Below are 2,652 nucleotides of genomic sequence, written 5' to 3' on the forward strand. Positions count from 1 at the left end.
GGCATACGCTGGGCTTCCGTTTTGCCGGTAATAACAGCATTCAGGTGACGCCGGTCATTGATGGTCAGGACGGAACGCCGTTTATGCTGTCGCAGTCCACAGTAGGGACACTGACAGCAGACAAGTTGCGGGTGACTGATATCACCAGCGGTGCGACGTATCCGGTGCTGATTGACAGCATAGTGGTGGAAGTGAATAACGCGTAAGGCGTATAAAAAAATCCCGCCAGTCAGAGAGCTCTGTTGACTGGCGGGTATATTCCCAACCCATTTAAGAAAAACTAAAACGACTGAAAAGAAGGCCACTATGTGTGAGGTTGTTTTTTAGCCTGAAACGGTTTCTGTCGTCAATATCAAAAAGGTAAAGTTATATGACATTCGTTCATACAATGCTGCTGTATTTCTGTACGGTGGTCTGCGCGTTATATCTGGTGAGTGGCGGGTATAAGATAATCCGTAACTATATTCGTAAAAAGATTGATGCTGCAGCGGCAGAAAAAATCAGCACCGGCCAGGCTGGCGGAACAAAGCCGGAAGGTCCGCTCATTCCATAACAGTATTCTTAACAACACCTCTCAGCGAGAAAATCCCATGACAGAACTGAACAAACTGGTCACTGCAGATGCAGTGAAGGCCGCACTGCGCTCTGAAGAAGTGCGGGGCAAACTGAAGGAAACCATCCGCAAAACGTTTGAGGCACAGATTGATGCGGATGTGGAAGCGATACTGGATGAGCTTATCGGGCCTGCGGAAGTGCAGCCGGGAGAGCCGACCGGAGAGGATGCGCAGGCGGATGACCCGTCAGCGGAAAACGGTGCGGCACAACCGGAGCCTGCCTCAGGAGCCGAAGCACAACCGGAACCTGCTTCCGGAGCAGAAACACAACCGGAGGGTACCCCGGAGCCGGAACCGGCGACGTTGCTGTAACACCTCATACTCAGGCCACCAGCATACAGCGGTGGCCTTTTGTTATCGTGCGCTTCCGGAGAGCGGGAGACGGGGATATGTACCAGATGGAAAAAATCACAACAGGGGTGTCATACACCACGTCAGCGGCGGGAACGGGGTACTGGTTACTGCAGTTGCTGGACAGGGTCTCCCCGTCCCAGTGGGCGGCGATAGGCGTGCTGGGGAGTCTGCTGTTTGGTCTGCTGACGTACCTGACGAACCTGTATTTTAAAATCAGAGAGGACCGTCGCAAGGCGGCGCGGGGAGAGTAAGACGATGAATAAAAAATACGAACTGGTTGTAAAAGGGACAAATAATCACCCGGATAAGATTGTTGTTACTGTGGCTCTGGAAATTGCCGGGCAGCCGTCGCTGTTGTCGCTACAGGTGTCGATTGGTCTTGACCGTACTGAAGGTGCCCCGCTGGAATTTTACGAAGCGGAAGCGAAAAAACAGGCGAAGCAGTTTTTCATGGATATTGCTGCCGGGTTATGTGAAGGGGATGAACCGTTGCCGGAAAAGCGCCCCATAATTTTAGAGGCGCAGGATGTGTTGATAACCTACAGAGGAAAGCTACCGGGAATAATTACGGGTTCCCTGAAGATGCCACCGTCAATACTGCGGTCAGAAAAAGATGATGTTGAATCACGTATTGAAAAACTGGAGCGCTATATCGCTGAATTGAAAAAAAGCACCCCAACAAAAAATGAGGTGCTTGCAGCAGATGAAATGAAAGAAGCTATTCTTGATCGCGCGGCGCATCTAAGCTGCACTTCACGGTTGAAAGAGCATCTTCAGCAGCCTGAAAAAAAACGCCGCGATGAGCAGTTTGCGGAGTTTTACGATTATTGCATTGAAGTTACTCGCAGGAATTTTGTGAAGGCTTTTGAGGAGAGTAAATCTCTTCAGTAAGCTTAATGGCGGACGCTGCAATTAATTCAGGAAGGTCCGCAAGGTCATCTGTCAGTGGGAATGATGAAAAATCGGCGGCAGTTCTGTTAAGAATTGCTTTAACTAATTCCTTTTCCTTATCCGGCAACACGTTGATTAGAGCTACGACTGCTTGCCTGAGTGCGATTAAATCAGCAAAAGTTTGTTTTGGTAGATTTGGATAATCCATAGTCACCTCTGTGTTTATCAGATTGACATACCCTGGCCAGTGCCCACCACTGGCGGGGTGAAGGCTTAACATATCCAGGGATTCGGAACCGATAAATCCTGATAAATATCCATGAACGCAAAAATCAAATACGGCCTGTCGGCTGCCGTTCTGGCGCTGATTGCCGCAGGTGCTTCTGCGCCTGAAATCCTGGACCAGTTTCTGGATGAAAAAGAAGGTAACCACACCACGGCATACCGTGATGGTACTGGTATCTGGACCATCTGCCGTGGTGCCATTCTGGTGGACGGTAAGCCTGTTATTCCTGGCATGAAGCTGTCGAAGGAAAAATGCGACCAGGTTAACGCTATTGAGCGTGATAAGGCGCTGGCATGGGTGGAGAAAAACATCAAAGTGCCGCTGACCGAACCGCAGAAGGCGGGCATTGCGTCATTCTGCCCGTACAACATTGGTCCCGGTAAGTGTTTTCCGTCGACGTTTTACAGACGGATTAATGCCGGTGATCGCAAGGGAGCCTGCGAGGCGATTCGCTGGTGGATAAAGGACGGTGGCAGAGACTGCCGTATCCGCTCAAATAACTGCTAC

General features: G+C 50.3%; 6 protein-coding genes and 1 pseudogene. 6 read left to right on the plus strand and 1 reads right to left on the minus strand.

Annotated elements, in window-relative coordinates:
- The 5 genes and pseudogenes from C7B16_RS23975 to C7B16_RS25550 all read left to right on the plus strand — a co-directional run.
- Positions 1 to 206: DUF6645 domain-containing protein (locus C7B16_RS23975; protein ID WP_107180190.1), on the plus strand; the 206-nt coding region annotated here is incomplete at its 5' end.
- A gap of 164 nt (positions 207 to 370) precedes the next feature.
- Positions 371 to 553 (plus strand): DUF1378 family protein, encoded by a 183-nt coding sequence (locus C7B16_RS23980; protein ID WP_059321431.1) that lies wholly within the window; start codon positions 371 to 373, stop codon positions 551 to 553.
- A 37-nt stretch (positions 554 to 590) separates the two neighbouring features.
- Positions 591 to 926: a DUF826 domain-containing protein gene (locus tag C7B16_RS23985; protein ID WP_059321429.1), complete on the plus strand. Its 336-nt coding sequence runs from the start codon at positions 591 to 593 to the stop codon at positions 924 to 926.
- Positions 927 to 1,003: 77 nt separating this feature from the next.
- A complete protein-coding gene (locus C7B16_RS23990; RefSeq protein WP_087906417.1) occupies positions 1,004 to 1,219 on the plus strand; it encodes a class II holin family protein in 216 nt (71 codons plus the stop codon).
- A 4-nt stretch (positions 1,220 to 1,223) separates the two neighbouring features.
- Positions 1,224 to 1,559, plus strand: a pseudogene (locus C7B16_RS25550) (YdfR family protein); the annotation flags it as partial.
- A gap of 247 nt (positions 1,560 to 1,806) precedes the next feature.
- On the opposite strand, the gene C7B16_RS24000 reads toward C7B16_RS25550, so the two are convergent.
- The gene (locus C7B16_RS24000; protein ID WP_107180272.1) at positions 1,807 to 2,067 is read right to left on the minus strand and encodes a hypothetical protein; all 261 of its coding nucleotides are present in this window, start codon (positions 2,065 to 2,067) and stop codon (positions 1,807 to 1,809) included.
- 111 nt (positions 2,068 to 2,178) lie between these two features.
- On the opposite strand from C7B16_RS24000, the gene C7B16_RS24005 reads away from it, so the two are divergent.
- Positions 2,179 to 2,652, plus strand: a 474-nt coding sequence (locus C7B16_RS24005; protein WP_107180271.1) for a lysozyme, incomplete at its 3' end; no start/stop codon positions are given.

Source organism: Escherichia sp. 20412-1, from assembly GCF_003027595.1.
Classification (GTDB): domain Bacteria; phylum Pseudomonadota; class Gammaproteobacteria; order Enterobacterales; family Enterobacteriaceae; genus Escherichia; species Escherichia marmotae.

Excerpts from the sequence above, each read along its gene's own strand:
- C7B16_RS23985 (WP_059321429.1), top strand. The coding sequence starts at position 591 with ATGACAGAACTGAACAAACTGGTCACTGCAGATGCAGTGAAGGCCGCA.
- C7B16_RS24000 (WP_107180272.1), bottom strand. The coding sequence starts at position 2,067 with ATGGATTATCCAAATCTACCAAAACAAACTTTTGCTGATTTAATCGCA.
- C7B16_RS23990 (WP_087906417.1), top strand. The coding sequence starts at position 1,004 with ATGTACCAGATGGAAAAAATCACAACAGGGGTGTCATACACCACGTCA.
- C7B16_RS23980 (WP_059321431.1), top strand. The coding sequence starts at position 371 with ATGACATTCGTTCATACAATGCTGCTGTATTTCTGTACGGTGGTCTGC.